We start from the raw sequence: 26,985 nt of genomic DNA, 5'->3' as shown, positions 1-26,985 counted from the left end.
ATCTTGAGCCAATGATTTGAGTGCGCCGCACTTAACCGCCAATCGGCCAATGCGCAAAGGGAAAGGCCCAGTTTAGGGTGAGGGCCTATTCCGCCTGAGTGCGCGCCGGAAGCGTGTGCAGCAGACCTTTGGTGAAGCCGCGTGGCGCCACCGACAGATGATCCTCGTCCGCCAGCACCTCTGCTTTCAGATTGAGGCCAGGATAATTTTGGGCGCTGAGCAGACCGGCAAAGGTCGCGTTATCGGCCACCATATCCACCTCTTGATTGTAGCGCTTATCACCTGCTCGTTGTGCTTCAAATTCGCCAACATAGACATAAACATCGGTATCGATTGCAGTAATCTGATTCAGCAGGCTTCGCGTTTGTCTCAGCAGATATTTCCTGTCGTACCAGAACGATGGGCTGCCCAACACATAGCCGCTGAACATCTGCGGTTCCGTCATCAGTATTTGCGCGCCCAGCAACCCGCCGTAGGAATGGCCGACATAAACACGCCGGCCCGGTGCCGCACGAAAGCGACTTTCAACGAACGGAAGCACCGTATCGCGCAGATAATCACGATAACGCAGCGATTCTCCATGGACGGCTCCGGCTGGCGCACCGGAGGCACCGTTGACAGTCGGGGTGTAATCGCGCCGGCGGCTGGCCATCGGATCTTGCCCTTTGCCATAGGACAGACCGACAAGAATGAATTCCTCGATCCGTGGGCCGGCCCCGTTCATGCGGCGACCAATCAGGCGCAATATGGGGAAACCGTAATCGGCATCCGTCACATAAACGACCGGATAGCTTCGCGCGTTGCGATCATCATAGCTTGGTGGCAGGCTAACATAGGCCTGATAGGTTATGCCGCTGGCCGGGTCGGGCAGGTCGAAGACTTGCGAGCCCAGTAGCTCGTATGCCTGCCCTGCACCGCGCTGGCTGGGAAGTGCGCTGTCAGCACTGACGCCCGCTTGCGAGGAAAGCGGGGCGGAGCAAGCGGCGAGCAACATCGAACCGACCAACGCGCACTTGCACAAATTCATGAAACCCCCTTGTCGATCGCAACGACCGGTTGCGCCGGGCTCGCCCCAAAAACAACGGGCCGGATGGTCAATACCACCCGACCCGTGCGTTTTTCCCGACGATTCGGGCAATTACCCTGCGACTGCTGCGGCGACCTCCGCTGCGAAGTCGCTCACTTCCTTCTCGATGCCTTCGCCCAGCTGGAAGCGGGCATAGTCCTTGAGCACGATCGCGGTGCCCGCAGCCTTGCCGGCCTGCGCGACCAGATCGGAAATGACGGTCTTGTTGTCCATCACGAAAATCTGGCTGAGCAGCGCGTTTTCCTTGGCGAATTTCTTCACCGCGCCATCGACCATCTTGGCCTGCACGTCAGCAGGCTTGCCGCTTTCGGCAGCCTTTTCCGCCGCAATCTTGCGTTCACGGTCGAGCACTTCGGGGTCAAGCCCATCGGCATCCAGCGCCATCGGGAAGGCGGCAGCGGCGTGCATCGCCAGCTGCTTGCCCAGCGGTTCGAGCACGTCGGCACCCGCTTCGCTTTCCAGCGCGATCAGCACGCCGATCTTGCCCAGACCTTCGGCAGCGGCAGTGTGCATGTACGAAATCACTGCGCCCTTATCGACGGCCACCGACTTGATCCGGCGGATCTGCTGGTTTTCACCGATGGTAGCGACATTGTCGGTCAGCTTGTCCGCCACGGTGCCGCCGTCGGGGTAAGCCGCCGCCTTCAACGCATCAACATCATCGCTGCCCAGCCCGAGCGCTACCTGCGTGGCTTTGCGCACGAAATCCTGGAACTGTTCGTTCTTGGCGACGAAATCGGTTTCCGAATTCACTTCAACCGCAACGCCGCGGGTGCCGACAACCGCGACGCCGACGAGGCCTTCAGCCGCCGTGCGGCTCGACTTCTTCTGCGCGGTGGCGAGGCCCTTGGCGCGCAGCGCGTCAACCGCAGCTTCGATATCGCCGCCCGCTTCGGTCAGCGCCTTCTTGGCGTCCATCATGCCAGCGCCAGTGCGCTCGCGCAGCTTCTTCACGTCGGCGACGGAGAAATCAGCCATGAGAATATCCTTTTCATTCAGTTTCAAGGGCGCCCGGCCCTGCCCTTTCCGCAGAGGGAGGCAATGCCGGGCGCGCTATAGAGAGATTGTGACGGGTGATTGACGCGCACCCATCAAAAATGCGCGCCGGTCACACGAGAAATCAGGCTTCGGCGGCTTCGCCAGCAACGTCGTCGGCAGCCGGAGCTTCGACCACAGCTTCGGCCACGGCTTCGACCGGGGGTTCAGCCATCGCGCCGAAATCGCTCGACACGTCAGCCTGGAACTTGCCCTTGCCCGCCAGCGCGGCTTCACCGATCGCCTGGCAATACAGACGCACAGCGCGGCTGGCGTCGTCGTTGCCGGGAACCGGGAAAGCAATGCCCGAAGGATCGACGTTGGTGTCGAGAATCCCGATCACCGGAATGCCAAGCACGTTGGCTTCCTTGATCGCGAGGTCTTCCTTGTTGGCGTCGATCACGAACATCACGTCAGGAATGCCGCCCATGTCGCGGATGCCGCCGAGCGACATTTCCAGCTTGTCACGTTCACGGGTGAGCTGGAGCACTTCCTTCTTGGTCAGACCGCTGGTGTCACCCGAAAGCTGTTCTTCGAGCGCCTTCAAGCGGCGGATCGAACCCGAAATCGTCTTCCAGTTGGTGAGCATCCCGCCCAGCCAGCGGTGGTTGACGAAATGCTGGCCCGACATGCGCGCAGCCTCGGCAATCGGTTCCTGCGCCTGACGCTTGGTGCCGACAAACAGCACCTTGCCGCCCGAACGCACGGTCGATTCGACGAAATCGAGCGCGCGCGCGAACAACGGCACGGTCTGCGACAGGTCGATGATGTGAACACTGTTGCGCGCGCCGAAAATATACGGCTTCATGCGCGGGTTCCAGCGGTGGGTCTGGTGGCCGAAGTGAGCGCCGGCCTCGATCAATTGCTGCATCGTGACGACTGGTGCCGCCATAGGTAATTCCTTTCCGGTTGTTCCTCTGGAAGGCTGGAACCGCGCTGCGGAGCTCCCGCAAACGGCACCGGTATGTGCGCCTTCCATGTGAATTTGCGCGCGGGGGAGCCTTATGCCCACCAACGTGCGAGCGCGCCCTTAGCTTTGCGCGGCCACAAAATCCAGCCCCGATTGCCCTGCCCGCAAAAAATCCCCGCCGCGCCTGTAGGAAAGCCGCTTGACACGGCGGATCATATGGGGAACATAGCGAAAGAACAAACAATGAACGACTGTCAGTTAAGGACACCGCCATGCTTGCACTTGCCATCACTCTGCTGTTCACCTTCGCCGCAATCCTTGCGGTGCTCACCATCACCGACAGCGCGATCAAGGCGCGCGAAGCCTATGTGCAGTTGATGCAGCAAGCCGCGCTGATGCAGACGGGATTTGCGGTGCAGGTCAATGCGCCCGAATTGCGGGTGCGGCGCGATGCGGTGCGGGTTACGCCGGTTCGCCGTCCGCAGGCGCGGCGGATGCGGTCTGTTCCTGCCTGCGCCGCCGCTTGATCCGCCCATATTTGAACAGGCCATAGGGCATCAACACAAGATAGATGATGCTGATCGCGCTCAGCGTCCACCACGGTTCCAGCAGCATCGCGGCAAAGGCCAGCCCGACAAAGGCGATTAGCCCCAGCCGGATGGTCTTTCGCGGCCGCAGCGAGGCCCAGCTCAACGTTGCCATGTTGGAAATCATCAAAACAGCGATCACGGCGAGCCATATGGTCATCAGCACCGGGTTGCGGAACAGTTCCACCCCGGTTTCAGTCCACAGATAGAACGGCGTGAAGGCCAGCCCCGCCCCCACCGGCGCAGGCACCCCGGTCAGGAAGCCCGCGGATTTATGCGGTTGTTCGTCAGTATCAATCCCGGCATTGAACCGCGCCAGCCTGAGCGCGCAGCAAATTGCGAAGGCGAGCGCAGCAAACCAGCCAAAGCTCGGCAAATCCTTGAGCGACCACAGGAACAGGATCAGCGCCGGGGCCACCCCGAAGGATAGCGAATCCGCCAGACTGTCCAGTTCCGCCCCAAACCGCGACTGCGCGTTCAGCAACCGCGCGATCCGCCCATCGATCCCGTCAAGCACCCCTGCAAGGATCACCAGCAGGATCGCGTAAGACCAGTTGCTATCGATCGCAAAGCGGATGCCCGTCAGCCCCGCGCACAGCGCCGCTGCCGTAATCGCATTGGGCAACATCGCGCGAAGGGTCAGGCCACCAGCAGGGCTGGCATGGCGCAAACTGTCGCCCACATCTTCATCCTCAGCCGCCTTGGGGCCAAGCCGCGCGGGGAAAAACGGCATCCGGCGCTGTTTGGGAGCGCGGCTCATTGGGCGATCCCTTCGATCAATCCACGCTGGCCGATTTCTGCCAGCACCGTCTCACCCGCAATCGTCGTCTGCCCGATCATCACCTTGGGATCAGTTCCGGCGGGCAAATATATATCCACCCGGCTGCCAAACCGGATCAGGCCCACCCGCTGACCCTTCGCCACCATATCGCCGGGCTTCACAAACGGAACAATCCGCCGCGCCATCAGTCCGGCGATCTGGGTGAAACCGATCTTCAGCCCATCGCCGCGTTCGATCAGGATATGCTGGCGTTCATTCTCGTCGCTCGCCTTATCAAGCTCGGCGTTCATGAACTTGCCGGGGATATACACCACTCGCCGCACCGTTCCGCCCACCGGCGTGCGGTTGATGTGAACATCGAACACGCTCATGAAAATCGAAACGCGCGTGACCGGGCCGGTAGGTAGACCGGCAATGCCTGACCCATCATCGATCTGCAATTCCAGCGGCGGTTGCACTTCCTCGATCAATGTCACCAACCCATCAGCGGGCGCAACAATCGCGGAATCGGCCTGCGGCACCACGCGTTCGGGATCGCGGAAAAACGCGAATACCCCGGCCGACAGCAATAACAGCGGCCAGCCGACGATGTCCCAACCCAGAACGAGCAGGAAAAACAGGCTGATCGCGGTCGCAATAAGCCCGAATTTGCGCCCTTCCGGATGGATTGCGGGCCAGTTCCAGCCTGCCTCACCGCGGCCTTTGTTATCGAGGATTTCACCTGCCATCGGAGCGCTTCTAGGGAGTGGGGGCCGCGCCCGCAAGCAAGTCGGCGCGCAAGTGGCCCTAGCCAACCTTGCGCACGAACACCGTGCCCGCCGAATAGCCCGCGCCAAAGCTGCAAATCAGCCCGGTATCACCCGCGTTCAGATCATCGTGATGCAGGTGAAACGCGATGATCGACCCCGCGCTTGAAGTATTGCCGTAGGTGTCGAGCACGGTCGGGCTTTCATCCTCCGAGGCTTCGTGGCCCAAAACCCGCTGCGAAATCAGCCGGTTCATCCCGGCATTGGCCTGATGCAGCCACAGCCGCCGCAAGTCGCTAGGCTCAATCCCCAGTCGCGCGGCTTCATCCAGGATCATCTGTGCCACCATCGGCACCACTTCCTTGAAGACCTTGCGCCCTTCTTGCACGAACAGCTTGTCCGCAGTGCCTTCGGTTTCGGGCGACGCCCGGTTCAAAAAGCCGAAATTGTTGCGGATGTTGTTGGAAAACACCGTCTTGAGCTTGGTGCCGAGGATGTCCCAATGCGCCGCCGGAGCAATCGCCGCATCCTCGACCAGCACAGCAGTGGCGACATCGCCAAAGATGAAATGGCTATCGCGGTCGCGCCAGTTGAGGTGGCCCGAGGTGATTTCAGGGCTGACCACCAGCACGCTTTTGGCGTTGCCCGAACGGATATAATCGGCGGCGGTCTGAATGCCGAAGGTGGCCGAAGAACAGGCAACATTCATGTCGAACCCGAACCCGTCGATCCCCAGCGCCTGCTGAATCTCTATCGCCATCGCGGGGTAGGCGCGCTGCATATTCGACGCTGCGCACAGCACCGCGTCCACATCCTGCGGGTCGCGCCCGGCCCGTTCCAGCGCAGCCCGCGCCGCTGCGACGCCGATTTCGGCCATGATCGAGATTTCGTCATTGCCGCGCTCATCCCAGCGCGGGGCCATCACGTCAGGATCGAGGATCGGCGCCTTGCTCATCACATGGCGCGCTTTGATCCCGCTCGCCTTCTCGATGAATTCGACCGAGGAATGCGGCAGGGGTTCCACTTCTCCCGCAGCAATCGCAGCCGCGTTGGCGGCATTGTGGCGATCGGCAAAAGCGTTGAAGCTGGCCACCAGTTCTTCGTTGGTGATCGACTCTGTGGGCGTGAAAAGGCCAGTGGCAGAAATGACCGGGCGGCCAGTGAGCGCGGGGGTTGATTGCGTTTCCTGCATGTAACTCTCTTGCATGGGGCGCATTGCCTTACTGCTCGCCCCGCCCGCCTGCAAGCCCGACCAGCAACTGCGGGAACCGTGGAGGTTAGGTTGGCCTTGCCATGCCCTTGACCCGCCTTAGGCCGCACTTGACCCAATGTTTCACGTGAAACAAAGTGGGTGCACCTCAGGCGCAGTTGAGCGCGTCCAATATGGGGCAATCGGGTGCGGTATCACCCGAACATTGGGCCAGCGAGTTCGTAAGTGTCACCTCGATCCGCTGTAGATCGGCAATCTTTCGCCGCACATCGGCAAGGTGATCCTGCGTGCGCGCCATCACCTCGGCGCAGGTCTGCTCCCCGGCATCGGTGAGGGACAAGAGCGAGCGGATTTCCTCCATCGTGAACCCCAGATCGCGCGCGCGCATGATGAACTGCAACCGCTGCACCAGATCGGGCGGATAGACGCGGTAACCATTGGCGCTGCGCGGCGGATCGGGCAGCAGTCCGACCTTTTCATAATAGCGGATCGTTTCCAGATTGCAGCCAGTCAGCCGCGCCAGCTGCGCGCGCAGGATGCCACTCTGATGGGTCATGAAAAAACCTCTTGAGCCTGTGGTTGCTACAGACACTATACTCCGAATCATCAACTTGGAAGGCAGGAATCAGAATATGGCATCAACACCGGAAACCGGATTGCCAAACCCGGCCAAAATACCGGAACCGAAACCGGCAAACTGGCTGGCGACGGGATCGCTGATCGGCGCGGGGCTGGCTTCGGCCTGCTGCATCGTGCCGCTGCTGCTGGTGTCGGTGGGCATTTCGGGCGCGTGGATCAGCAATCTGACCGCGCTGGAACCGTATAAACCCTATGTCGGCGCGGTTACGCTGGCGCTGATCAGCTATGGCTTCTGGCACGTCTATTTCAAGCCGAAAGACCTGTGCGAAGATGGCTCTTACTGCGCGCGGCCACAGTCGGCGCGCACCACAAAGACGGTGCTGTGGCTGGGCCTCGCCATCGTGCTCCTTGCGCTCACCATCGACTGGTGGGCACCTTGGTTTTACTGAAAAGGAATAATCGCATGAATAAGACAATGATGATCGGCGTCGCGGTTCTGGCGCTGGCTGGCGGCGGGCTGACACTTGCGCTCAGCAATGGCGGCGCAGACCGCGTCGTGGTGGCCGATGCCGCGCAGGCGCAGACCACTTTCGCCATCGAAAACATGACCTGCGCGATGTGTCCGATCACCGTCAGGACGGCGATGGAAGGCGTTACCGGGGTCAGCGCTGTCGAAGTGGATTTCGACGCCAAGACCGCGCGCGCCAGCTATGATCCAAAGCGCACCAGCGCCACTGCGATTGCCGCTGCATCGACCAATGCGGGCTATCCGGCGCGGGCCATCTGAAGCCAGTTGAAAGTTAACACATGAACGATTGTTGCACCCTGCCCCGGCAGGACGGATTTGATCTGGCCGTTATCGGCGCGGGATCGGCGGGTTTTTCCGCTGCGATCACGGCGGCGGAACTCGGCGCGAGCGTGGCGTTGATCGGCCACGGCACGATCGGCGGCACCTGTGTCAATGTCGGCTGCGTGCCGTCAAAGGCGCTGATCCGTGCGGCCGAGGCGGTGCATGGCGGACGCGCCGCCGCGCGCTTCCCCGGCGTTGGCGGCGCTGTGCAGCTTGAAGACTGGAGCGCGCTGGCGGCATCGAAGGATGCGCTGGTGGGCGACTTGCGGCAGAAGAAATATGCCGATCTGCTGCCCGCTTACGAAGGCGTCAGCTATATCGAGGGCAAGGTGCGGTTTGATGGTGCGGCGCTGATGGTCGGCAATGCGCCGATGAAGGCGGGGAAGATCATATTGGCGATGGGCGCGCGTGCCGCCGTGCCGCCAATCCCAGGGCTGGAGGCCGTGCCCTTCCTCACCAGCACCACGGCGCTGGCGCTGGAACGCCTGCCCACATCGCTGCTGGTGATCGGCGGCGGGGTGATTGGCGTGGAACTGGGCCAGATGTTTGCCCGGCTGGGGGTTGAGGTCACCATCTGCTGCCGCAGCCGCCTGCTGCCCGAACTCGACGAAGAATTGAGCGCCGCCTTGCAAACCTATCTGGAGGCAGAGGGCGTGCGAGTGTGTGCCGGGGTGCGGTATCAAGGCATTGCGCAAACTGCCGCAGGGGTCGAACTCACCTGCGATGGCCATGAAGCAGGCGCGGTCATCGCCGCCGAGCAGGTGCTGATCGCCACCGGCCGCCAGCCCAACAGCGATGGGATGGGGCTGGAAGGGCGCGGCATCACGCTGGATCGCAAGGGCGGGATCGTGGTGGACGAATACCTCGAAACCAGCGTCCCCGGCATCTATGCCGCAGGCGATGTCACCGGGCGCGACCAGTTCGTTTACATGGCGGCCTACGGGGCAAAACTGGCCGCGCGCAATGCCGTTACCGGCAACCAGCACCGTTATGACAATGCCGCCATGCCCGCCGTGGTATTCAGCGATCCGCAGGTCGCCAGCGTCGGCCTGACCGAAGCGGCGGCGCGGGCGCAGGGGCTGGAGGTGAAAACCTCGCTGCTCCCGCTCGACGCCGTGCCCCGCGCATTGGCGGCGCGCGATACGCGCGGGATGATCAAGCTTGTGGCCAACAAGGGCACCGACCGCCTGCTTGGCGGGCAGATCATGGCCCCCGAAGGCGCGGATTCGATCCAGACGCTGGTGCTGGCGATCAAATACGGCATGACTACGGCAGAACTGGGTGCGACGATCTTCCCCTACCTGACGACAGTCGAAGGGCTGAAACTGGCCGCGCAGACGTTTGACAAGGACGTGGCGAAACTATCGTGCTGCGCTGGGTGATGATTGCAATTGCGGATGGTTATTGCAGGTCATCATCGGCCTCAAACGCCCGTTTGCCCTTGCGCTTCCATAGCACCTTGCCTGTTCGCGATCCTCGCCGCGCATCCTGGTCAACCTGGTGGAGCCGAGGGGGATCGAACCCCTGACCTCGTCATTGCGAACGACGCGCTCTCCCATCTGAGCTACGGCCCCGTTCCAAGTTGGCCTGACGGGCACCCCGATCAGGCAGGCGCGCGCATTAACCCGAAGCACGCACCCATGCAACGCAAGATTTTACCGCTGCTGGCACGGCACCACTACTCGCCGGATTGGCTTCCGGGCGAGGCTGTGATCGGTTCCACCACCGGCTGCGACACGAACCCTTCGGTGACCGGGATCACCGGCACCGCGACGCCGGTTGCCGGGTCGATCACAGTCTGCGCCTCCGCCGTCTGGCTGACCATACTGGCGAAATTGGGCACGGTGGCACCGCTGGCGCGGGCCTGTTGCACCACCACCCAGCCGGGCTGCGAGGCACCATACTGCGCGCCCCACTTGGCATCCCACTGCGCAGAGGCCTGCTGATAGGCTTCGTATTCGTTGAAGAACTGGTCAAACGGCATCAACAGCACATCAAAATTGGCGCGGGCAAAGCTGAGCGGATCGGTTCGCGGCGCGGCCAGCATACGGTTGGCAACATCAAGCGCGGCGCGGCAGAACCCGGCGCGCGCGGGCGGCAGTGCGAAGAAATTATAGACCTGCGTGGTATAGCCATCGCGCGCCACCATCGCATCACGGCGCGCCCGGAAACGGCTGGTATAGGTCTTTTCGATCCGGTCATTCACCGCCTTCAATGGCCGGACATTGCCGTTCAGAAAAGCGCGATAGCCATCAAGGATCGGCTGATATTCGGGCGCAAGGCAATTGAGCGCCGCGACGTTCCAGGCTGAACGGAAGTTCCACACCAGTTGGTCGTCAGAAAGGTTGCTGTTGACGGTGACGCGCCGCCCATCAGGCCCGCGGGCCGGAATCTCCATCAGGTAATGCGCGCCGCCCGGCGGCAGCGGGCGATAGGGCGCGGCCTCAACCACGGCCTGAGGCGGGGGCGGCGGCGGCGGTGGAGGCGGCGGCGGAGCGGGCGTGGCGCAGGCCGCCAGCAAGGCGCTGCCGACCGCAACCGTGGTGATCTTCAACCCGAACGGCGCGCGCGGCGCGGCGCTGCGCCTTTGGAACGTTGACGAAGGCTTGTGGGTGGCCGCGCTCATGGATCAATCAACCTCTCTTGTTGTCAGCGGTGCAGCCGCTTTGACGAGCTTATATCGCGCCCGCCAGCTTGCTCAAAGCTGAAGTGCGCGAGATAGCGGCGTCACGCAACAAAGCAAATGCCCGGAACCTGACGAAAGGTTCCGGGCATCGGATATTCAGCGTCCGCGTCAGGTTTTGACCCGGAACTAGCGGCTACTCGCGATTGCCGAGGAACTGCAGCAGGAACATGAACATGTTGATGAAGTCGAGATACAGCGTCAGCGCGCCCATGATCACGGCCTTGCCCATGAACTGGGTGCCGCGCAGATGTTCGTACTGCATTTTCAGCCGCTGCGTATCATAGGCGGTGAGGCCCGCAAAAATCAGCACGCCCAGCCCGCTGATCACGAACGACATCGCGCCCGACTGCAGGAACAGGTTGACGACGCTGGCGATAATAAGGCCAATCACCCCCATAATCAGGAAGCTGCCCCAGCCGGACAGGTTCTTTTTGGTGGTATAACCCCACAGGCTGAGACCGGCAAAGGCACCCGCCGTCGCGAAGAAGGTCACGGCGATCGATTCCCCGGTGAAGACCAGGAAGATCGTTGACAGCGACAGGCCCATCACGGCCGCGTATGACCAGAACAGGATGTTCAGCGTCGCCCGGCTCATCTTGTGCAAGCCAAAGCTCATCGCCAGCACAAAGCCGAGCGGGGCAAGCATCACCACCCACATCAACGGAGTGCCCGCCATCGCGGCGGCAAAGCCGCTGCTGGCAGCCACCAGAGCCACGATCCCGGTCAGCAGCACCGCCGAGGTCATGTAATTGTAAATCGAGAGCATGTATGAGCGCAGGCCCTCATCATACCCTGCACGGCCGGCAACATCGCCGCCCGCGCGGGGCACGGAGCTCAACCGCTGCGCATCGCGCGAGGTGTCTTTCCAGTCAGCCATTGCGAAACCTCTAATCCTTGCAATCAAAGCGCGAAACGTCGCGCTCTCCATGATCGGCAATATCGGGCTTTCCTGTGCGCTTTTCAAGCGAAACCGGATTGCAAACTATGCACTTCATTCATCTTAACGGGCGTTAATGTTAATCGCCCTTGGAAAGCGCCGCGCCCTTGTCGCGGGTGGCGCGCAAGGTTTCGGCCAACAACCGCCGCAAGGCATCACCATTGTCGAGCACATTCATCCCTTCGCGGGTCATCCCGCCGGGGCTTGCCACCCGGTCGGCCAGCGCGGCGGGGCTGACATCGGCTGCGGCGGCAAGCGTCGCTGCGCCGTCAACCGTGGCGAGCGCAAGCTGCGCAGCCGTATCGGCATCCAGCCCCAGATCGATCGCCGCGCCCGCCAGCGCATCGATAAAGCGATAGACAAAGCCCGGCCCCGACCCGGCCAGCGCGGTGACGAGATCGAATTGCGCCTCATCGTCCAGCCACACGGCACTGCCGAGCAGGTCATACAGTGCAAACAGATCGGTGCGGGCGGCTTCATCCAAGCCCTGTTCGAGCAGGATGACCGGCGATTTGTTGATCCGCGCCGCCAGATTGGGCATCACCCGCACATGGCCGCCCGCATCGGGAAACGCCTGCGCCAGCTGCGCCAAGGTCATCCCGGCGAGCAGCGAACACACCGTAACGCCGCTGCCGGTCAGTCGCTGCAATCCCGGCGCAAGCGCGCCCAATTGCTGCGGTTTGAACCCCAGCATCACCGCGTCATGCGCGCCCGCCGCTGCGGCATCATCGGCGCTGCGATAAAGTGTTACGCCATCGGGCGCAGCGGGCAGGCCGGGGTCGAGCAGCGCAAACCGCGCAGGGTCAGCCCCCGCCGCCAGCCACCCGGCAAGCATGGCCCCGCCCATATTGCCGCATCCGATAATGAGAAGTTGGTTTATCATATGAGGTCGAACCTCTCAGGCCTCGCCCGCCGCGTCAACCATTGCCGCCTCCAGCGCCGCGCGCGGGGTCTTGTCGCCCCACAGCACAAACTGGAACGCCGGGTAGAACCGGTCGCATTCGTCGATCGCGCATTCGACCAGCGCCTGCGCCATGTCGAGGCTCAGCCGCCCGTCATCGCCCAGCAACGCGCCGTGGCGATACAGCAGCACATCGCCGTTCGACCAGATATCGAAATGCCCCAGCCACATCTGTTCGTTGACCAGACACAGCAATTCATAGGCGGACGCGCGCTTGTCATCGGTGACGCGGATATCGGGCAGGCACAGGAATTGCAGCACACTGTCTTCAGCGCGCCAGATCGCGCGCAGCTGGTAATTGGTCCAGCTGCCCTGCACCTCGCCGCTCATTTCGTCGTCGGAAACCATCTCATACGGCCAGCCACGCGCTGCGAACAGGTTGGCGAGCATTTCGACGGGGGCGGCATCGTCCTCGGCGGAATATTCCATATTGCTCACTCTCATCGGCGCTCTTTCGCTTGGGGGGAAGGCACGATCACGCCGTCCGAAGCACGTTTGGACGCCGACCGCGGGGGTTGGCAATGCGCCATCGCCCAGTGGCTGGGGAGAACCGGATAGAGCTGTGCAAAGCCTGTGCAAAGAAAGTGGGGGAGAGCCGGAAATTACTATTTAACCAGCTGAATTTCTTCACCTTCCGGGCTGACATAGAGGAAGCTGTCGATCCCCTTGCCCTTAAGCTCGCGCACCATTGCCTGCGCCTTTTCGCGGGTGTCGACCGGCCCGGCCAGCAGGCGGTGCGCCTCACCCCAAGGGGTGGTGTGCGGTTTCAGCTTGGCCAGCGTATCGCCGCCGCCGCGCGAAATGCGGCGCCAATCGAACCCCAGCGCCTTGGCGTTCCGGCCGGTTGCAACCTGCACCCACACGCGGCTAGGATGGACGGGTTTGACCGGCTCTTTGGGCTTGGGCTTTTCAGGCGGCGGCGGCGGGGCTTCGCGCTTGACGGTGATACGGCTGAGGTCAACCGCATCGCCGCCAACCCGCGCATCGGGCAACGCCGCGCTGCTGAGATCAGCAAAGGCATCGGCCACCCGCGCAGGTGGAGCAGGGGGCGGCGCTGGCGCGGGAGCGGGGTCAGGGGCGGGCGTTGGCGTTGGCGCAGGCACCGCGACCGGAGGCTTAACCGGGGCAGGAGCGGGCGGCACGAGTTCTGCGAGCGTTGACGGCGGCCTTGTGCGCGCATCGAGCGGCGGGCCTGCCGGGGCAAGCCTGCTATCGGCGCGTTCTTCTGCCGCGAACCGGGCCAGACGTGGATCATCACGGCCAATGTCAGCAGCGCGCGGGAAAATGCCGAGGTTGGCGGCGGCGGCTTGCTGCGGCTTGGTCAGGCGCGGCATATAGCCGAGATAGGGCACCAGCCGGGTCGCCATATCGCGCGGCATGATCTGTTCGACAATCGCCGCCGTGCGGTCGCTATCGCCCAGGATCGCAAGACCGAAGGCACGGGCACGCTGCGCCGCCATATCACGATTGCCGATCAGCGGGCGCAAGGCTTCTTCAAACTGCACACGGTTGCCCGCAATCGCATGGCTGATCGCGAGCCTGCGGCGGGCCTCGTCATTCGCCGGATCGAGTTCCAGCGCGCGCGTATAGGCCGCCTGCGCCGCCGCCTGTTCCCCCACCAGATCAAGCGTCAGCGCCTGATCGGTGAGCACCTCACGCGCCGGCACCCCCGCCGCCAGCGCCCGTTCAAACTGCACCAAAGCCTCACCAGCGCGGCCTGATCGCAGGTAAACCCCAGCCAACCCCTGCGCCACACGCGGATGGTTGGGGTCAAGTTCCGCCGCCCGGCCAAAGAACCCTATCGCGGCGTCAAGATCATCAACGCCCATCGCCGCCGCCCCGGCCTCAACCAAGGTATCGCGGTCACGCGGGGCCTTGGACAGCGCGACCAATGCGCGGTTCAGGCGCTGGACTTCGGGCGAAGGCAGTGGCTGCACCACTTCGCGCGCGATCACATCCTGCGCCGCTGCGGGGGATGCGACGAACGGCACGGCGACCGCCGCCAACGTCAGCGTCAGCGGGGCAAAACCAAGGAAACCAGCTTTCATCAGTTGCATTTAGCCGACCAACCGTCGCCCGCCAGAGCCATCAGCCTGCCTAAGCGGCGAATGGCACCGCCAATACGCCGGATGGATCGCCGGGCGCATTCCTGCGGCAATTGCTGGCTGGCAACGGTTACTGGTTATTCTGCCGCCCGAGGAAACGCGGGATGCTGAGCGCGGGGCCATCATCGTCGCCATCATCATCGTCATCGCGCGCGGTGCTGCGCGACAGGTTGGCCATGCGTTCAAACAAAGTGCTGCCAGCATTGGAAGCCGCACCGGCATCGCCGCCATCACCGTCCGCACCGCCAAGCAGCGAGCGCCGACGATTGCCGCCCAGCTTCGCTTCGACCGGGCGGTTTTCGGCGGCCAGCCGGTCGGCATTGGCAAGCAGATCATCCTGCACCGGCCCGCCCCTTGCATCGGGTTCGTCCTCTGCATCGGTGTAGGGTGCGTATTCTTCGCCGAGTTCAAGCGCGTCATCATCTTCGCCCGATACCGCCGGGGCGGCTTGGGACGAATCGGAGCCAAGGCCCTCATCTTCATCGCTGCGAAGTCCGGCGAGCGGATCGACAATGCCATCGACATCGTCATCATATTCATCGGCGTAACCATCTGATTCCTGCATCCCGCTAAGATCAAACGGCGCAGCAACTGCCGGTTGCTCCTCTGCCTCATCGGCAAGCTCCAGCGCCTCATCCTCGTCCCCGTCCTCATCCGAATAAGCCGCAGGCGACATTTCGGGCGGGGTCAGTTCAAACGCGGGGATGACAGGAGCAGCGGCGGCAGGCTGTTCGGTCTCTTCGGACGGCAGTTCCATCAGCCCATCGTCTTCGGACAGTTCCAGCACCGGTCGCTTGGGCGCGCGCGAAACGCCGAGCGATACCGGCTGCGAACGTTCAACCGCACCAGCGGCGCTCTGTTCGATCCCGGTGGCGACCACCGAAACGCGGATCTTGCCCTGCAGATCGGGATTGAAGGCGCTGCCCCAGATGATGTTGGCATCTTCATCAACCAGTTCGCGGATGTGGTTAGCGGCCTCGTCGACTTCGAGCAGGCGCATATCCTCGCCGCCGATGATCGAGATGATGACGCCCTTGGCACCGGCCATGCTCACCCCGTCGAGCAGCGGATTGGCGATCGCCTGTTCGGCGGCTTCGAGCGCGCGGTTTTCTCCCTCACCCTCACCCGTGCCCATCATCGCCTTGCCCATCTCGCTCATGACCGATCGCACGTCGGCAAAATCGAGGTTGATGAGGCCCGGCATCACCATCAGATCGGTGATCGAGCGCACGCCCTGCTGCAGCACTTCGTCAGCAAGCTGGAACGCTTCCTTGAAAGTGGTTTCAGCCTTGGCGACCAGAAACAGGTTCTGGTTGGGGATGACGATCAGCGTGTCGACATGGTCTTGCAGTTCGGCAATCCCGGCTTCGGCGGCGCGCATCCGGCGCGTGCCTTCGAACAGGAACGGTTTGGTGACGACGCCTACTGTCAGCACGCCCATGCGGCGCGCGGCTTCGGCGATGACCGGCGCGGCCCCGGTGCCGGTGCCCCCGCCCATGCCCGCCGCGATGAAGCACATGTTGACGCCTTCGAGCGCCCTTTCGACTTCGGCAACGGTTTCCTCAGCAGCGGCTTTGCCAACTTCGGGCCGCGCACCTGCCCCAAGGCCGCCGGTGATTTCGGGGCCAAGCTGGATGCGGCGTTCCGCTGGCGAGGTGCTCAGCGCCTGCGCATCAGTGTTGGCGACGATGAATTCGACGCCTTCAATCTCAGCTTGGATCATGTTGGCGATGGCGTTTCCGCCCGCGCCGCCAATGCCGATAACCGTGATGCGCGGACGCATATCGTCGATCACCGCAGGTCCGATATTGATGCTCATCAGCTTGCCCTCCAGGCGCAGGTAATCAGAATGTTCGACGCGCGCCCCACTTTATTTCCTCTGTGACATAATAAGGTTGCACATTTTATAGCTGCGAAGGCCTTATCCACAATGCTCGGTCAGGTGACAGGTCGCGGCGAACCTATGATCAGCCACCTCAGAAATACTCCTTGAGCGCACGAAACAGCCGCGTTGCAAGCGCCATCGTCCCGCTTTCACGCGCGAAACCGCGATAGACCCCGCCACGCCCAGCGCCCACTGCGCGGATATCAACCGGGTCTTCGGCGGCGTAAAGGCACAGCCCCGCCAACGTCGCAAAACCGGGGGCGTGATGCGCTTCGGGCATTCCGGCAAGCTGCGGCGGTCGCCCCAGCCGCACCGGCATCCCCAGCGCGCCCTGCACGAAATCGGCCATCCCGGCCATTTCTGCCCCGCCGCCGGTGAGTACCACTTGCCCTGCGCGCGCGCCGGAAAATCCCATTTCCTTCAGAGCCTTGCCGACCTCACCTGTGAGGATTTCCAGATGCTGGGTGACGACCGAGATCAGTTCGGCGCGCACGATCCGGTTCTTGTCATCCGCGCCGCGCGCCAGCGGGCCGACGGGCGTGTCACCGCCGGCTTCGCCCCCTGCTTCTCCGGGCGCGCTGACCGGGATCAGTTCGCGGTGATCAGCCGGGCTGGCAACCGCCGATCCGGCGACGCATTTCAATCGCTCCGCCTGCGAACGGCGGATGCCGAAACTGCTGGCTATCGCATCGGTGATATCAGCCGATCCAATTGGCAAGGCCCGCAGCCCCAGCAGCATCCCGCCTGCAAACACCGCCACATTGGTAACATCCGCGCCGATTTCGACCAGCGCCACGCCCAATTCGCGTTCTTCGACCGACAGACAGGCGTGGCCCGCTGCCAGCGGCGCGGCAACCACGCCTTCAACTTCAAGATGCGCGTTCTGCACCGCTTCGGTCAGATTGCGCACCGGCGCGCCATCGGCCAGCATCACGTGGATATCGACCCCCAGCCGTTCGGCATGGAGCCCGCGCGGATTGGCTACCCCGTGCGCGCCGTCGAGCGTGTAATGCGCGGGCTGCGCGTGCAGCACAGTGCGCCCGTCAGGCTGGATCATGGCGCGCGCATGGATCAACAGCTGTTCGACATCCTCATCCTCGATCCGCCGCCCGCCAATCTCGATATCGACCGCGACCACACTGCTCGCCAGCCCTGCCCCGGCGCAGGCGATCCACACGCTGCGCACGTTGCTGTTGGCGCTTTTTTCGGCGCGTTCCACCGCATCGCGGATGGCGAAGGTCGCGCTTTCCATATCGGTGACATAACCGCGTTTGATCCCGGCGCTGGCGCGGTGGCCCGATCCCAGCACCTGCAATTCACCGCTTTCGGTTTCGCCCATGATCATCGCAGAAATGCGGAAACTGCCGACATTCACAGCCGCAAAGGTGCGGGCGAGCCGGCGAGCGGGGGCAGCGCGCGACGCCATTATTCGCCCCCTCCATCATTGGCGGCGATGACCGGCCCTTCGCGCACGCCTTCGGGCAGGCGCATATACAGGCGCGGGGGTGAGCGCATGTCGAAGGCCAGCACCTTGCCGCCCAGCAAGCGGTTCTGCCCGTCCAGCCGCGCGAATTTGACCAGAGCAGTGGCGGCCTCAACCTCGCCTTCGGGCAGCGCGAGCAATTGCCCGGTCTTGAAGGTGAGGTTCCAGCGGCGGTTGCCGACCCATTCGGCGGCTTCGACCTGCGGGCCAAGCGCGGGCGCGGCGGCGATCAATTGTTCCAGATTGCGGGCCTGCTTGGCAGCCCCCGGCCCGGACAGGTGCAGCATTCCCTTGGCCTTGTCCGCGCTGATCGGTTCAAGCTCAACCCCGCCCGCGTCGATCAACACCAGCCGGTCGGCCTTTTCCAGCACCGCGTGGGGCGTGCGTTCGACGATATCGATGGCGAGCGTGTGCGGCAGCTGGATTGAAACCCGCGCGTCCTCGACCCACGGCAGTGCACGCAATTCGGCGCGCAGGGCGGCAATATCCACATCGGGCATCGCCTGATTGCGCTGGGCAAGCGCGCGGGCATAGACCTGCTGTTCGTCCATGCGGGACGTGCCGGTGACGCGCACGTTGCGCACTTCAAAGCCCGCATCGGCGGCAATCCGCGCCACCTGCGCTTCGGCCAGCGCAGGCACACCGGCGAGGCTAGCGATAACGAAGGCGATCCCCACCGCGCCGCCGATGATCATAGCGAGCCAGATGCGGCTCCATTGGTCTTCGGTGAACGGCAGCAGGCCCATCAGCCAATCGAGGAACCGGCTTGCCCGCCCTTGCGCGCGGCGCGCGGTCAGGCTGCGGCTCTGCGCCTTGGCGGCGCGGCGCACCCCGGTGGTGCCATTACGCCGGATCTGCTGCGCCATGCGATCCTCCTGCCTGTTTCAGCGCGTGCACCCGCAGCGCCTCTGCCACCAGCATTTCGACCAGATCGGCATAGGGAATGCCGCAATGCGCCGCCTGTTCGGGGACGAGGCTGAGCGGGGTCATCCCCGGCTGGGTGTTGGTTTCCAGCACGAACAGCCCCGCCTCGCCCGCTTCGTCGTCCCAGCGGAAATCGGTGCGGCTGGTGCCGTGGCAACCCAGCACCTGATGCGCGCGCACCGCGTAATGTTCGCAAAGGGCGGTGATTTCGGGCGGCAGTTGCGCGGGGAAAATGTGCTGCGTGCGCCCGGCGGTGTATTTGTGCTCGTAATCGTAGAAACCGTTTTCGATCACGAGTTCGGTGACGCCGAGCGCGCGCGGGCCTTGCGCGCTGTCTATCACCGCCGAAGTCAACTCGCGGCCCTTGATGAAGGGTTCGGCGAGCAGTTCGGAAAATTCCTGCCACGGGCCTTTCGCATCGCGGCTGATCGGGTTGCCGACATTGCTACCCTCGGTGATGATGGCGACGCCGACCGACGATCCTTCGTTGACGGGCTTGAGCACATAGGGGCGCGGCAGCGGGTCGCGTTCGAACAGTTCCTCGCAGGTGACAATCCGCCCGCCGGGCATCGGTATGCCGTGGGGGACGAGCGCCTGTTTGGTCAGCTGCTTGTCAATCGCAATCACCGAGGTGGCGAGGCCTGAGTGCGTATAGGCCAGCCCCATCAGATCGAGCATCCCCTGCACGCTGCCATCCTCGCCCGGAACGCCGTGGAGTGCGTTGAACACGACATCGGGTTTCGCCTCGGCCAGCCGCAGCGCAACATCACGCCCCATATCGATGCGGGTGACGCGGTGGCCCTTGCTTTCCAGCGCATCGGCGACGCCCGCGCCGCTGGAGAGCGAGACTTCGCGTTCGTTCGCCCAACCGCCCATCAGGACTGCAACGTGGAGGGGGGTGTCGAAACTCATGGCCGCCCCACCCGCTGGATTTCCCATTCGAGGCTCACGCCCGAGTTCGCATAGACCTTTTCACGCACCAATTCGCCCAGCCCTTCGATATCGGCGCTGGTGGCGGTGCCGGTGTTGATGAGGAAATTGGTGTGCTTTTCGCTGACCTGCGCCCCGCCAAGCGTCAACCCCCGGCATCCGGCCTCATCGACCAGCTGCCACGCTTTCATGCCAGCAGGGTTCTTGAAGGTCGAACCGCCGGTCTTGGTGCGCAAGGGCTGCGATTCTTCGCGCGCGGCGGCGATGCGGTTCATCTCCGCGCCGATTTCTTTGGGATCGCCGGGGTGGCCGCGCAGCCGCGCTGAAACCACAATCGCCCCGTCAGGCAGCGCCGAATGGCGATAGGTATAGCCAAGGTCATCCGCCGGCAGCGTCACCAACTCGCCATCGGGCAAAATCACGTCGCAGGTGACGAGAATATCGGCCACCTCGCGCCCGTAAGCCCCGCCGTTCATGCGCACAAACCCGCCGACCGTACCGGGGATGCCGCGCAGGAACTCCAGCCCCGCAATGCCATTGTCGCGCGCGGTGGAGGCGACCAGAATGCCGCTCGCCCCGCCGCCGCAGGTAAGCTCGTTTTCGCCCGTCACCGCGCAGCCCGCAAACGCCTTGCCCAGCCGCACCACCACGCCGGGAACCCCGCCATCGCGGATAATCATGTTTGATCCGAGGCCCAGCGCCATCACCGGGATTTCCCCGCCAAGCCGTTCGAGAAAGGTCTTGAGATCATCCAGATCCGCCGGTTCAAACAACCAGTCCGCCGCGCCGCCGGTCTTGAACCAGACATAGGGCGCAAGCGGTGCCTTGCAGGTCAGCTTGCCGCGAATGCCTTCGAGCGGGATGGGCGCGGCAACCGCACCATCAACCGCGCAGGTCGGGGCCGCGCCGCTATCATATTCATAATCATCGCCCGGCTGGTTCATGCCGCGCCTCGCTTCGCGGCAATCGCCGGGGCAAGGCCCGCCGCCCAGCGGGTAATATCCCCCGCGCCAAGGCACAAAACCATATCGCCGGGCGCGAGTTCGTCCGCCAGCGCTTGGGCAAGCGTATCGGCTCCGTCGATCACCCGCGCCGCCCGGTGCCCGCGCGCCTTCATCCCTGCGACCAGCGCAGCGTGATCGATACCGGGCAACGGCTCCTCACCCGCAGAATAGACCGGGGCGACATAGGCGATATCGGCATCGTCAAAGCAGGACTGGAACGCCTCCATCAGATCATTGAGCCGCGAATAGCGATGCGGCTGGGCGACCGCGATCACGCGGCCTTCCGTGCCTGAAACAGCCTCACGCGCGGCGGAAAGCACCGCGCGGATTTCAACCGGGTGGTGGGCGTAATCATCGATGATCGTCGCCGCGCCGCCATCCACCGCCACGCTGCCAACCTTGGTGAAGCGCCGCCGCACCCCGCCAAACCGGGCAAAGCCGGTGCGGATCACTTCGTCAGAGCAGCCCATTTCAATCGCCACCGCAATCGCGGCGAGTGCATTCTGGACATTGTGCCGCCCCGGCATCGGCAGGTGCACGCCTTCGATGCGCCTGTCCTCCGCCCCGCGCTGACGCACGATCACATCGAAGGTGTTCCCGCCTGCGCTGCTGCGCACATTGACCCCGCAGATGTCGGCTTGCAGCGAGAAGCCGTAAGTCACCACCTTGCGATCGCGCACCTGCCCGATCACCGCTTGCACTTCGGCGTGATCGATGCACAAGACCGCCGCGCCGTAGAACGGGACATTGTGGATGAACTCCACAAACGCGCGTTTCACCCCATCAAAATCGCCGTAGTGATCCAAGTGTTCGGGATCGATATTGGTGACGACCGCAATGGTGCCGTCCAATCGCAGGAAGCTGCCATCGCTTTCGTCGGCTTCAACCACCATCCAATCGGAATCGCCCAGCCGCGCGTTCGAACCATATTGTTCGATGATCCCGCCATTGATGACGGTGGGATCGACCCCGCCTGCATCCAGCAAGGTCGCGATCATGCTGGTGGTGGTGGTTTTGCCATGCGTGCCCGCCACCGCGACGGTGGATTTGAGCCGCATCAGTTCCGCCAGCATTTCCGCGCGGCGCACCACCGGGATGCGGTTTTCCAGCGCGGCGGCAACTTCGGGATTGGTGCGGCGCACCGCGGTCGAGGTGACGACGACCGCCGCGCCCTCCACATTCTCCCGCGCGTGGCCGATATGCACGGTAATCCCGCGCGCGCGCAGGCGTTCTACGCTCGCCCCTTCGGCGATGTCGCTGCCCTGCACGGTATAGCCAAGGTTGCGCATCACCTCGGCAATGCCGGACATCCCGATCCCGCCGATGCCGACGAAGTGGATGGTGCCGATATCGGTTCCAACACCCTTCATGGGTAGGCCCTGTCCTTGGCAGCCTTGCGGGTTGCGGTCTGCGGGCGCGTGGCGGTTTGCGCGGCGCGGGGCGCGCCCTCTCCCACCCGGATCACGTCCATCAGATCAATCCCGCTCATGCTTTCGACCAGATCGGCCAAGTCCTTCGCCGCATCGGGCCGCCCGCAATTGAACGCACAATGCGCCGCATTGGCGAGGCTGGCGGGGTTCATCGCCATCGCCTGTATCTGCTTGGCCAGTTCTTTCGGCTGGAACGCAGCCTGCCGGATCATCCGCGCTCCGCCCGCCTTGACCATCTCGCGGGTGTTGGCGGCCTGATGGTCGTCGGTCGCAATCGGCAGCGGGATCAGGATCGCGGGCCGCCCGACCGCCGTCAGCTCGGCAATGGTCGAAGCGCCAGCGCGCCCGATAAACAGATGCGCGTCCGCCAGCCGTTCGTGCATATCTTCAAAATAGGTGCCGAGTTCGGCGGGAATATCATGTTCGGCGTAGCGCGCCCGCACCGCGTCGATATCCTCTGCGCGGCATTGCTGGGTCACTTGCAAACGCTGACGCAGCGCCGGGGGCAGCATCGCCAATCCATCGGGCACGACCTCGGACAAGACCCGTGCGCCCTGACTGCCGCCGGTAACAAGGATGCGCAGCAGGCTGTCTTCGGTAAAGGCGGGGAAATCCTGTTCGCGTAAAGCGCCCACATCGGCGCGCACCGGGTTGCCGGTCAGGTGCACCTTGTCGGCGTGTTTCGGGTTCAGCCGGTCAACCTTGGCATAAGACGTCGCGATTCCATCGACCCGGCCCGCCAGCAGCCGGTTGACCCGGCCCAGCACCGCGTTCTGTTCGTGCACCACGCTCGGCAACCCCGCCGCCGTCGCCGCCAGCAGTGCGGGCAGCGCGGGATAGCCACCAAAGCCGACGATGGCCGAAGGCTCGAACGCGTCAAACAGCCGCAGCGCCATGCGCCGCCCTTCGAGCACAGCACGCACACCCGCAGGCCAGCCCAGCGGGTTCTTGCCAAACCGGCCTGCGGGCAACACGTGGGCGGTCAGGTAATCGGGCTTGCCGGGGATATTCGCCCCGCGTTCATCGGTGATCAGCGCGACGTGGTGCCCGCGCTCGTGCAGTTCTGCCGCCAGCGCGAAGGCCGGGATCAGGTGCCCGCCGGTGCCGCCCGCCGCCAACACGAAATGGCGTGACGCGCCTGTCGGTATCTGGCTGGTCATGCGCGTTCCTCCTTGCGATCGATCAACCCGCGCAATCCGCCGCCCTCACGAGCGAGGAACGGATTGCGCCGGGTGATCGCCAGCAATAGCCCAAGCGTGAAGCACACCGCCAGTGTCGATGATCCGCCATAGGATATCAGCGGCAAAGTCATCCCCTTGGACGGGAACAGTTTGAGGTTCACCAGAATGTTGATGAAGGCCTGCCCGCCGAATTGGGTGATCAGCCCCGCACCGGCGAGCAGCGCGAACAGGTTGTCTTCATTCACCAACCGCATCAACGCGCGCAGCACCAACCCGCAATATAACAATACGATCAGGGCGCAGATGATCAGCCCGAATTCCTCACCAATCACGGAGAAAATATAATCAGTGTGGGCTTCGGGCAGGTTCATCTTGCGGATGCCGAGCCACAAGCCGCTGCCCGTCCACCCGCCCGCTGTCAGCGTGCGCTGCGCTAGGTCAACCTGATCGAACGCGGTGCCGCCGCCCAGAAACCCGTCAATCCGGTGGCGGGCATTGTCGTAGAAGAAATAGGCCAGCGTCAAAGCGCCCGTGCCCAGTGCGATCACTGCGCCGATGCGTTGCCAGGGGATGCCCGCCAGCAACACCATCACCAGCCAGATGCCCGCAAACAGGATCGCATCTCCCAGATTGGGCTGCGACATCAGCAATCCGGCGATAAGCGCCATCAGCGCGCTGACATAAAGAATCACCGGCAGGCCGGGATCGCGCAGCCGCCAGCTTAAAATCCACGCGCAGATGATCGCAAAGCCGGGCTTGAGAAACTCCGACGGTTGCAGCGACATGCCCAGATTGATCCAGCGCCGCGCGCCGTTTTTTTCCTCACCGATGATCGGCACCAGAAACATCAGCGCCAGCATGATCGCTCCGACCAGAATGCCGATGCGGCGTGCCTGATCCCGGCTGGCAAACGACAACCCGATCATCAGCGTCAGGCCCATCAGCTGAAACACGATGTGGCGTTTGAAAAACATGAATTCGTCGAGCGTGACTGTGGCGGTCGAAAGCTGATCGGCGCTGGCAGGTGACGCGGCGGCCACCGCGACGATGCCGACCGCCATCAGGGTAACGATCAGCGCCAGCAACACCTTGTCGATTTCGCTCCACCAGATGCGCAGGGCATCACGCCAGCGGCGCTGGATCGAAACCGGGGTGAGCGAATTGCTGCGTCCGCGCGCCGCTGCGGTATAGGTCGGCGCGGTCATGGCAAGGGGCTCCGGCTTGCAGCGCCACCTGTGCCAGTATCGCAGCCGGTGATCGCACCAACCATCTGGCGGAAATGGTGCCCGCGCTTTTCGTAATCGCGGAACTGGTCATAGCTGGCGCAGGCAGGGGACAACAGCACCACCTCTCCCGGCCGCGCGGCCTCGGCAGCACGGCGCACGGCTTCGCTGATGAGTTCGCAGCGTTCAACCCGGACGCGCCCTTCGAGCAGGTCGGCAAATACCGGCCCAGCCTCACCCACGGTATAGGCCGCCGCGACATTGCCAAGGTGATCACCGCAGGCGCCCAGCCCATCTTCCTTGGGCAGGCCGCCAACGATCCAGTGGATGCGCGGCGCGCCGTCATTGATGGCTGCATCGGGCGTGAACGCGGCCAAGGCCGGGGCGGCAGAGGCGGCGTTGGTCGCCTTGCTGTCATTGATATAGACCACGCCATTGACGTCGCACACCCGCTCCATCCGGTGCGGCAGGCCGCGGTAGGAGGCGAGCCCGTGGGCGATGGTCGCATCGTTCAGGCCAAGCTGGCGGCAGATGGCAACCGCCACCGCCGCGTTCTGGGCATTATGCGGCCCGGCGAGCGAGGGCGAACGCCCTTCGGCAAACCCGGCGGCCGCCAGATCATCGGTCTTGACCCGCACGACCGGCTTGCCCGCTGCGGCGATGCGATCGGCAATCGCGCTGGTCGGGGCATCCTCATCGCAGATCAGCGCGGTGCCGGTTTCCTGCATCGCAAACAGGCGTTCCTTGGACGCGGCATAGGCGGCAAACCCGGCATAGCGATCAAGGTGATCGGGGGTGATGTTGGTCAGCGCGGCGACATCGCAATCGAGCGTGAAGGTGAGATCGAGCTGGAAACTCGACAGTTCGAGCACATAGACGCCTTTTTCGGCCAAGGGTTCCTGCGCCAGAATCGCCTCACCAATATTGCCGCCCATAACCGATGGCACGCCAGCTTCGGTCAGGATGTGATGCACCAGCGCGGTGGTAGTCGATTTGCCGTTGGTGCCAGTGATGCCGACCACCTTGTGCGGCGGCAGGCTTGCCCGTGCCATCGCAAATAGCTCGATATCGCCGATCACCGGCAGGCCATATTGCCACGCATGGGGCCCGATCGGATGGGTGTTCAATGGCACGCCGGGCGACACGATCACGCCCGCAAACCCAGTCAGGTCAAGCTCCAGCGGATCGACCAACTGGCAACGGCCTTCAAACGGCGCGCGCGCCACGTCCTGCCGATCCCACGCGACCACCTCTGCCCCGCTGGCCATCAACGCCTCAGCCGCCGCAGCGCCCGATCGGGCGAGGCCCAGCACCGCAAAGCGTTGACCGGCAAAGGCGGGGGAGGTGATCACGCGCGCATCGCCCCTTACCGCAGCTTCAGCGTCGACAGGCCGATCATCGCGAGCACGATAGCGATGATCCAGAACCGGATCACGACCTTGCTTTCGCTCCAGCCGAGCTGTTCAAAATGATGGTGGATCGGGGCCATGCGGAACACTCGCTTGCCGGTGCGCTTGAACCAAAACACCTGCACGATCACCGACACCGCCTCAAGCACGAATAGCCCGCCGACGATGGCGAGCACAACTTCATGGTGCGAAGCCACCGCGATCGCGCCCAGCGCCCCGCCAAGGGCCAGCGATCCGGTATCGCCCATGAACACCGCAGCGGGCGGCGCGTTGAACCACAGGAACGCCAGCCCCGCGCCCATGATCGCCGCGCAGAAAATCGCCAACTCGCCCGCTCCGGGCACGTGCGGGATGCCAAGATAGCTGCTGAAATCAGTCCGTCCCACCAGATAGGCGATGATCGCAAAGGTGCCGGCAGCGATAATCACCGGCATGATCGCCAGCCCGTCCAGCCCATCGGTCAGGTTGACCGCATTGCCCGCGCCCACAATCACAAACGCGGCAAACACGTAATAGGCCGGGCCGAGCGGGATGCTGACGCCGGTCAGAAACGGCAGATAGAGGTTGGTGTTGATCTGGCTGACGATCAGGTAGCTCGCCACCCCGGCCACCACGAATTCCAGCGCCAACCGCACCCGCGCCGAAACGCCTGCGTGGCTGTTCTTCGATACCTTGTCATAATCATCAAGGAAACCGATGAAACCGAACCCGATTGTCACCGCCAGACAGGCCCAGACAAACGGGCTTTCCAAATCCATCCACAACAGCAGCGACAGCGTCAGCGCGGTCAGGATCATCAACCCGCCCATCGTGGGAGTGCCGCGCTTGGCGAAATGGGTTTGCGGCCCGTCTTCGCGGATCGGCTGGCCCTTGCCCTGCCGCACGCGCAAAAGGTTGATGAAGCGCGGGCCGATTACAAGGCCGATCAGCAACGCTGTCATCAGCGTCGCCCCGGCGCGAAAGCTCTGGTAGCGCACCAGATTGAAGATGCCTTCGAAGCCAAGCCACTCGGCAAGCAGATAGAGCATTTAATCGTTCCTCG

Annotated in this window: 26 protein-coding genes and 1 tRNA gene; 4 read left to right on the top strand and 23 right to left on the bottom strand. The window is 63.5% G+C overall.

Annotation, left to right across the window (positions count from 1 at the left end; translation table 11 throughout):
* Positions 1-85 precede the first annotated feature (85 nt).
* The 3 genes from ACSSV3_RS05490 to rpsB all read right to left on the bottom strand — a co-directional run bounded on the left by ACSSV3_RS05490 (position 86) and on the right by rpsB (position 3,014).
* Positions 86-994 carry an alpha/beta hydrolase gene (locus ACSSV3_RS05490; RefSeq protein ID WP_354322786.1) on the bottom strand — a complete coding sequence of 303 codons (909 nt, stop codon included), beginning with the start codon at positions 992-994 and terminating at the stop codon, positions 86-88.
* Between the two features lie 144 nt (positions 995-1,138).
* Entirely contained in the window at positions 1,139-2,065 is a 927-nt protein-coding gene (gene tsf / locus ACSSV3_RS05485; protein WP_354322784.1) for a translation elongation factor Ts, read from the bottom strand.
* Positions 2,066-2,207: 142 nt separating this feature from the next.
* A complete protein-coding gene (rpsB, locus tag ACSSV3_RS05480; protein WP_354322782.1) occupies positions 2,208-3,014 on the bottom strand; it encodes a 30S ribosomal protein S2 in 807 nt (268 codons plus the stop codon).
* Between the two features lie 290 nt (positions 3,015-3,304).
* Here rpsB and ACSSV3_RS05475 point away from each other — a divergent pair, with 290 nt between their 5' ends.
* Positions 3,305-3,559 (top strand): hypothetical protein, encoded by a 255-nt coding sequence (locus tag ACSSV3_RS05475; RefSeq protein ID WP_354322780.1) that lies wholly within the window; start codon positions 3,305-3,307, stop codon positions 3,557-3,559.
* On the opposite strand, the gene pssA is transcribed toward ACSSV3_RS05475, so the two are convergent.
* From pssA to ACSSV3_RS05455, 4 genes are all read right to left on the bottom strand, one after another.
* Positions 3,495-4,379, bottom strand: coding sequence for a CDP-diacylglycerol--serine O-phosphatidyltransferase (gene pssA / locus ACSSV3_RS05470; RefSeq protein ID WP_354322779.1), 885 nt, complete (start codon positions 4,377-4,379; stop codon positions 3,495-3,497). The two genes, ACSSV3_RS05475 and pssA, sit on opposite strands and share 65 nt — an antisense overlap.
* Complete coding sequence (locus ACSSV3_RS05465) at positions 4,376-5,128, bottom strand: phosphatidylserine decarboxylase (RefSeq protein ID WP_354322778.1); 753 nt, start codon at positions 5,126-5,128, stop codon at positions 4,376-4,378. Before ACSSV3_RS05465 ends, pssA begins: the two co-directional genes overlap by 4 nt.
* 58 nt (positions 5,129-5,186) lie before the next feature.
* Positions 5,187-6,353: a beta-ketoacyl-ACP synthase III gene (locus ACSSV3_RS05460; RefSeq protein WP_354322776.1), complete on the bottom strand. Its 1,167-nt coding sequence runs from the start codon at positions 6,351-6,353 to the stop codon at positions 5,187-5,189.
* Positions 6,354-6,504: 151 nt separating this feature from the next.
* Positions 6,505-6,912, bottom strand: a complete 408-nt coding sequence (locus ACSSV3_RS05455) for a MerR family transcriptional regulator (protein ID WP_354322775.1) — start codon at positions 6,910-6,912, stop codon at positions 6,505-6,507.
* Between the two features lie 76 nt (positions 6,913-6,988).
* Here ACSSV3_RS05455 and ACSSV3_RS05450 point away from each other — a divergent pair, with 76 nt between their 5' ends.
* The 3 genes from ACSSV3_RS05450 to merA are packed head-to-tail and all read left to right on the top strand — an operon-like array spanning position 6,989 to position 9,167.
* The gene (locus ACSSV3_RS05450) at positions 6,989-7,384 is read left to right on the top strand and encodes a mercuric transporter MerT family protein (RefSeq protein WP_354322774.1); all 396 of its coding nucleotides are present in this window, start codon (positions 6,989-6,991) and stop codon (positions 7,382-7,384) included.
* A gap of 14 nt (positions 7,385-7,398) precedes the next feature.
* A complete protein-coding gene (locus ACSSV3_RS05445) occupies positions 7,399-7,722 on the top strand; it encodes a heavy-metal-associated domain-containing protein (protein WP_354322773.1) in 324 nt (107 codons plus the stop codon).
* Positions 7,723-7,742: 20 nt separating this feature from the next.
* Complete coding sequence (gene merA / locus ACSSV3_RS05440) at positions 7,743-9,167, top strand: mercury(II) reductase (protein WP_354322772.1); 1,425 nt, start codon at positions 7,743-7,745, stop codon at positions 9,165-9,167.
* A gap of 116 nt (positions 9,168-9,283) precedes the next feature.
* On the opposite strand, the gene ACSSV3_RS05435 is transcribed toward merA, so the two are convergent.
* From ACSSV3_RS05435 to mraY, 16 genes are all read right to left on the bottom strand, one after another.
* Positions 9,284-9,359, bottom strand: a tRNA-Ala gene (locus ACSSV3_RS05435).
* 104 nt (positions 9,360-9,463) lie between these two features.
* Positions 9,464-10,411, bottom strand: a complete 948-nt coding sequence (locus tag ACSSV3_RS05430; RefSeq protein WP_354322771.1) for a hypothetical protein — start codon at positions 10,409-10,411, stop codon at positions 9,464-9,466.
* Between the two features lie 193 nt (positions 10,412-10,604).
* Entirely contained in the window at positions 10,605-11,348 is a 744-nt protein-coding gene (locus tag ACSSV3_RS05425) for a Bax inhibitor-1/YccA family protein (protein ID WP_354322770.1), read from the bottom strand.
* Between the two features lie 139 nt (positions 11,349-11,487).
* Positions 11,488-12,291: a pyrroline-5-carboxylate reductase family protein gene (locus ACSSV3_RS05420; protein ID WP_354322769.1), complete on the bottom strand. Its 804-nt coding sequence runs from the start codon at positions 12,289-12,291 to the stop codon at positions 11,488-11,490.
* A gap of 15 nt (positions 12,292-12,306) precedes the next feature.
* Complete coding sequence (locus ACSSV3_RS05415) at positions 12,307-12,813, bottom strand: YbjN domain-containing protein (protein WP_454184763.1); 507 nt, start codon at positions 12,811-12,813, stop codon at positions 12,307-12,309.
* Between the two features lie 161 nt (positions 12,814-12,974).
* A complete protein-coding gene (locus ACSSV3_RS05410; RefSeq protein WP_354322767.1) occupies positions 12,975-14,417 on the bottom strand; it encodes an SPOR domain-containing protein in 1,443 nt (480 codons plus the stop codon).
* Positions 14,418-14,544: 127 nt separating this feature from the next.
* Positions 14,545-16,293 (bottom strand): cell division protein FtsZ, encoded by a 1,749-nt coding sequence (gene ftsZ / locus ACSSV3_RS05405; RefSeq protein ID WP_354322766.1) that lies wholly within the window; start codon positions 16,291-16,293, stop codon positions 14,545-14,547.
* A 157-nt stretch (positions 16,294-16,450) separates the two neighbouring features.
* Complete coding sequence (gene ftsA, locus ACSSV3_RS05400) at positions 16,451-17,785, bottom strand: cell division protein FtsA (RefSeq protein WP_354322764.1); 1,335 nt, start codon at positions 17,783-17,785, stop codon at positions 16,451-16,453.
* Positions 17,785-18,708, bottom strand: coding sequence for a cell division protein FtsQ/DivIB (locus ACSSV3_RS05395; RefSeq protein WP_354322763.1), 924 nt, complete (start codon positions 18,706-18,708; stop codon positions 17,785-17,787). The genes ftsA and ACSSV3_RS05395 overlap by 1 nt, the downstream gene beginning before the upstream one ends.
* Complete coding sequence (locus tag ACSSV3_RS05390; RefSeq protein WP_354322761.1) at positions 18,686-19,678, bottom strand: D-alanine--D-alanine ligase; 993 nt, start codon at positions 19,676-19,678, stop codon at positions 18,686-18,688. Before ACSSV3_RS05390 ends, ACSSV3_RS05395 begins: the two co-directional genes overlap by 23 nt.
* Positions 19,675-20,640, bottom strand: coding sequence for a UDP-N-acetylmuramate dehydrogenase (murB, locus tag ACSSV3_RS05385; RefSeq protein WP_354322760.1), 966 nt, complete (start codon positions 20,638-20,640; stop codon positions 19,675-19,677). The genes ACSSV3_RS05390 and murB overlap by 4 nt, the downstream gene beginning before the upstream one ends.
* Positions 20,637-22,070, bottom strand: a complete 1,434-nt coding sequence (murC, locus tag ACSSV3_RS05380) for a UDP-N-acetylmuramate--L-alanine ligase (RefSeq protein ID WP_354322758.1) — start codon at positions 22,068-22,070, stop codon at positions 20,637-20,639. Before murC ends, murB begins: the two co-directional genes overlap by 4 nt.
* Entirely contained in the window at positions 22,067-23,290 is a 1,224-nt protein-coding gene (gene murG, locus ACSSV3_RS05375) for an undecaprenyldiphospho-muramoylpentapeptide beta-N-acetylglucosaminyltransferase (protein WP_354322757.1), read from the bottom strand. Before murG ends, murC begins: the two co-directional genes overlap by 4 nt.
* Positions 23,287-24,516 carry an FtsW/RodA/SpoVE family cell cycle protein gene (locus tag ACSSV3_RS05370; RefSeq protein WP_354322755.1) on the bottom strand — a complete coding sequence of 410 codons (1,230 nt, stop codon included), beginning with the start codon at positions 24,514-24,516 and terminating at the stop codon, positions 23,287-23,289. Before ACSSV3_RS05370 ends, murG begins: the two co-directional genes overlap by 4 nt.
* Positions 24,513-25,886, bottom strand: coding sequence for a UDP-N-acetylmuramoyl-L-alanine--D-glutamate ligase (murD, locus tag ACSSV3_RS05365; protein ID WP_354322753.1), 1,374 nt, complete (start codon positions 25,884-25,886; stop codon positions 24,513-24,515). The genes ACSSV3_RS05370 and murD overlap by 4 nt, the downstream gene beginning before the upstream one ends.
* Positions 25,887-25,900: 14 nt before the next feature.
* Complete coding sequence (gene mraY / locus ACSSV3_RS05360) at positions 25,901-26,971, bottom strand: phospho-N-acetylmuramoyl-pentapeptide-transferase (RefSeq protein ID WP_354322752.1); 1,071 nt, start codon at positions 26,969-26,971, stop codon at positions 25,901-25,903.
* Positions 26,972-26,985 lie beyond the last annotated feature (14 nt).

It is taken from the genome of Porphyrobacter sp. MBR-49 (genome assembly GCF_053628655.1).
Note: the sequence above shows the minus strand (reverse complement) of the source record. Positions and strands in the feature narration are given on the sequence as shown.

Excerpts from the sequence above, each read along its gene's own strand:
- ACSSV3_RS05390 (WP_354322761.1), bottom strand. The coding sequence starts at position 19,678 with ATGAGTTTCGACACCCCCCTCCACGTTGCAGTCCTGATGGGCGGTTGG.
- tsf (WP_354322784.1), bottom strand. The coding sequence starts at position 2,065 with ATGGCTGATTTCTCCGTCGCCGACGTGAAGAAGCTGCGCGAGCGCACT.
- ACSSV3_RS05415 (WP_454184763.1), bottom strand. The coding sequence starts at position 12,813 with ATGAGAGTGAGCAATATGGAATATTCCGCCGAGGACGATGCCGCCCCC.
- ACSSV3_RS05455 (WP_354322775.1), bottom strand. The coding sequence starts at position 6,912 with ATGACCCATCAGAGTGGCATCCTGCGCGCGCAGCTGGCGCGGCTGACT.
- ACSSV3_RS05445 (WP_354322773.1), top strand. The coding sequence starts at position 7,399 with ATGAATAAGACAATGATGATCGGCGTCGCGGTTCTGGCGCTGGCTGGC.
- ftsZ (WP_354322766.1), bottom strand. The coding sequence starts at position 16,293 with ATGAGCATCAATATCGGACCTGCGGTGATCGACGATATGCGTCCGCGC.
- ACSSV3_RS05450 (WP_354322774.1), top strand. The coding sequence starts at position 6,989 with ATGGCATCAACACCGGAAACCGGATTGCCAAACCCGGCCAAAATACCG.
- ACSSV3_RS05425 (WP_354322770.1), bottom strand. The coding sequence starts at position 11,348 with ATGGCTGACTGGAAAGACACCTCGCGCGATGCGCAGCGGTTGAGCTCC.
- mraY (WP_354322752.1), bottom strand. The coding sequence starts at position 26,971 with ATGCTCTATCTGCTTGCCGAGTGGCTTGGCTTCGAAGGCATCTTCAAT.
- merA (WP_354322772.1), top strand. The coding sequence starts at position 7,743 with ATGAACGATTGTTGCACCCTGCCCCGGCAGGACGGATTTGATCTGGCC.
- murG (WP_354322757.1), bottom strand. The coding sequence starts at position 23,290 with ATGACCAGCCAGATACCGACAGGCGCGTCACGCCATTTCGTGTTGGCG.
- ACSSV3_RS05430 (WP_354322771.1), bottom strand. The coding sequence starts at position 10,411 with ATGAGCGCGGCCACCCACAAGCCTTCGTCAACGTTCCAAAGGCGCAGC.
- ftsA (WP_354322764.1), bottom strand. The coding sequence starts at position 17,785 with ATGGCGTCGCGCGCTGCCCCCGCTCGCCGGCTCGCCCGCACCTTTGCG.
- murC (WP_354322758.1), bottom strand. The coding sequence starts at position 22,070 with ATGAAGGGTGTTGGAACCGATATCGGCACCATCCACTTCGTCGGCATC.
- ACSSV3_RS05475 (WP_354322780.1), top strand. The coding sequence starts at position 3,305 with ATGCTTGCACTTGCCATCACTCTGCTGTTCACCTTCGCCGCAATCCTT.
- rpsB (WP_354322782.1), bottom strand. The coding sequence starts at position 3,014 with ATGGCGGCACCAGTCGTCACGATGCAGCAATTGATCGAGGCCGGCGCT.
- pssA (WP_354322779.1), bottom strand. The coding sequence starts at position 4,379 with ATGAGCCGCGCTCCCAAACAGCGCCGGATGCCGTTTTTCCCCGCGCGG.
- ACSSV3_RS05460 (WP_354322776.1), bottom strand. The coding sequence starts at position 6,353 with ATGCAAGAGAGTTACATGCAGGAAACGCAATCAACCCCCGCGCTCACT.
- ACSSV3_RS05370 (WP_354322755.1), bottom strand. The coding sequence starts at position 24,516 with ATGACCGCGCCGACCTATACCGCAGCGGCGCGCGGACGCAGCAATTCG.
- ACSSV3_RS05490 (WP_354322786.1), bottom strand. The coding sequence starts at position 994 with ATGTTGCTCGCCGCTTGCTCCGCCCCGCTTTCCTCGCAAGCGGGCGTC.
- ACSSV3_RS05420 (WP_354322769.1), bottom strand. The coding sequence starts at position 12,291 with ATGATAAACCAACTTCTCATTATCGGATGCGGCAATATGGGCGGGGCC.
- ACSSV3_RS05410 (WP_354322767.1), bottom strand. The coding sequence starts at position 14,417 with ATGAAAGCTGGTTTCCTTGGTTTTGCCCCGCTGACGCTGACGTTGGCG.
- ACSSV3_RS05465 (WP_354322778.1), bottom strand. The coding sequence starts at position 5,128 with ATGGCAGGTGAAATCCTCGATAACAAAGGCCGCGGTGAGGCAGGCTGG.
- ACSSV3_RS05395 (WP_354322763.1), bottom strand. The coding sequence starts at position 18,708 with ATGGCGCAGCAGATCCGGCGTAATGGCACCACCGGGGTGCGCCGCGCC.
- murB (WP_354322760.1), bottom strand. The coding sequence starts at position 20,640 with ATGAACCAGCCGGGCGATGATTATGAATATGATAGCGGCGCGGCCCCG.